The following is a 1,868-nucleotide window of genomic DNA, read 5'->3' as shown; positions in this document are numbered from 1 at the left end:
TGATAATAGTAAGCACAACGGCTTAAGCCAACAATGGCACAACTCATAGCAATAGTAACAGAATGATTTTGTTGTAGTTGCTGTGCCCACGTTTTACGTGCCTTTGTGGGCACTAAAGCTTTTTTATAATTTCTTCCTGAAGCTGGGATTTTAAGCTCAGTTCGGCAAACATCTGCTTAAGCTTGCGGTTTTCGGCCTCCAGCTCCTTTAAGCGTTTGATATCCGAAGTTTCCATACCACCGTATTTTTCCCGCCATTTATAGAAAGTTGAATTACCCATGCCATATTTACGACAGAGCTCCTTGACAGGAATACCCGCTTCAGCTTCTTTTAAAATAGATACAATCTGATGTTCAGTCATTTTTTTCATAATTAAATCCCCTTTACTTTTATCATAGAGAATTTTCTACTTTTTTGCTGTACTATTTTAGGGGATAGTTACAAGGATAGTATTGTGTCTCTATTTTTTGCCAATCGGTTCCATCTAAAACTAACTCTCTGTATGAATTAAATTTATCTCTAAATTCTTGCCTTATTCTATCATATTCTTCTTTCTGACATTGCATATCTCCTTCACAATATTGAATGGCTTGACGCATTTCAACAGCCATTTCATTATTGAGCTGGTTAATGAATTCTTGTAATTCAAGATCATTTTTCTTGCTTAATTCATTTGTTTCTTTAACAACTTGCATTCGGCATTCTTTATCTCCCTTACAAGCCGCATATTTTTTATCTGCTTCTTCAATATCTTTTGTAGTTAAGAAGTTATTCTCAACCGCATTTTTCCCCGCAGCAACGCCAGTATTGATATCTTGGATATCACCATCTGCCGCCGCAATGGCAAGGCCGGTCGCTAGTTGTGATAGGGCGCTGACTTTTTGCCTTTCTTCTTGGCTTAGGTCTTTGATGTCTTTATCGGGGTAAAGGATACCCGCAATAACTTCAGCACCCCGTTCACTTGCGGCAGCGCCTAAGCCACCCACAAGCGCGGAGTTGCCTTGCAGCTCAGCAACCACCGCGCCCAGTATGGCATGGCTAACGGTGTTGGCGAGGGTGTTTCCTTCGGTCTGTTGTTTGATGATTGTAGCAATTTTTGGTGCGAGTGCCCCTGCGGCTGCCCCTTTTATGTCGCCACTGATTAAGCCGTTGATAAGGCTTACCGCCATGTCAATGCCTTGACGGGTGCTACTACCCATCGCCGACATGCCTTGGTTCATCGCTTCTTTGTAAGCGTCTTCGTAGATTTTTTGTTGTTCTTCTTCTGTTAATCCCTTGTTTTTATTTTTTCTTTTTCCTTTTCAACCGCTTTTTTCGCTTCTGATTCTGCTCGCATACGGTCTATATGGTTGAGCATCGTTAACGTTTCACCACCTATCTCACTCACTAACTGTGTTTGCTCGATGATATCTTGCTCTTTCTCTTTGTTAAAGATATGTTTGAGCTCGTTACTGGCATGCTCGGTATCTCGACTTAACTCGTTGATATCTTGTTTTTGTTCATCCTTATTGCGGATAATTATCGTCCCTTCCGATACCGCTGAATGCGTGGTCGAACTGTCGCTTTCGCTTTTGTTGCGACTGGTTGGCATCGATGGCATACCGCTAGAGCTAACGCTTGCACTGCTGCTACTGACTTTGTAGTCCGCTTTGTTTTCTATATCACTAAAGCTGATTGTGCCCGTGTCTAGGCGGTTTTTGCTCGTGTCTTTCGCTTCTGAGGCTATCACCGCCCCTTTTAGGTCGGTGTTGTTGCCAACCTTGATGTCAAAGCCACCCTTGCCCGCAAAAATACCCGATTGGTCAGTGACACTTTGCCAGTTGCTGTCCATCTTGGTCTTGCTTGCAGAAGCATTGAAACTACCGCCA

General features: G+C 42.8%; 3 protein-coding genes. All 3 read right to left on the bottom strand.

Going from position 1 to position 1,868, the window contains the following annotated elements:
- Nucleotides 1-112 precede the first annotated feature (112 nt).
- Nucleotides 113-370, bottom strand: coding sequence for a transposase (locus ACYIAL_RS12695; protein ID WP_065586787.1), 258 nt, complete (start codon nt 368-370; stop codon nt 113-115).
- Between the two features lie 52 nt (nt 371-422).
- Nucleotides 423-1,199 carry a VENN motif pre-toxin domain-containing protein gene (locus tag ACYIAL_RS12690; RefSeq protein ID WP_483751895.1) on the bottom strand — a complete coding sequence of 259 codons (777 nt, stop codon included), beginning with the start codon at nt 1,197-1,199 and terminating at the stop codon, nt 423-425.
- Nucleotides 1,200-1,267: 68 nt separating this feature from the next.
- Nucleotides 1,268-1,831: a hypothetical protein gene (locus ACYIAL_RS12685; protein WP_483751894.1), complete on the bottom strand. Its 564-nt coding sequence runs from the start codon at nt 1,829-1,831 to the stop codon at nt 1,268-1,270.
- Between the last annotated feature and the right edge of the window lie 37 nt (nt 1,832-1,868).

Source organism: Gilliamella sp. X-57 (assembly GCF_057063565.1).
The sequence above is the reverse complement of the archived record's forward strand: the minus strand, read 5'-3'. Positions and strand labels throughout refer to the sequence as shown.

Bases quoted from the DNA above. Each gene is read 5' to 3' on its own strand.
- ACYIAL_RS12695 (WP_065586787.1), bottom strand. From the start codon at position 370: ATGAAAAAAATGACTGAACATCAGATTGTATCTATTTTAAAAGAAGCT.
- ACYIAL_RS12690 (WP_483751895.1), bottom strand. From the start codon at position 1,199: ATGGGTAGTAGCACCCGTCAAGGCATTGACATGGCGGTAAGCCTTATC.
- ACYIAL_RS12685 (WP_483751894.1), bottom strand. From the start codon at position 1,831: ATGGACAGCAACTGGCAAAGTGTCACTGACCAATCGGGTATTTTTGCG.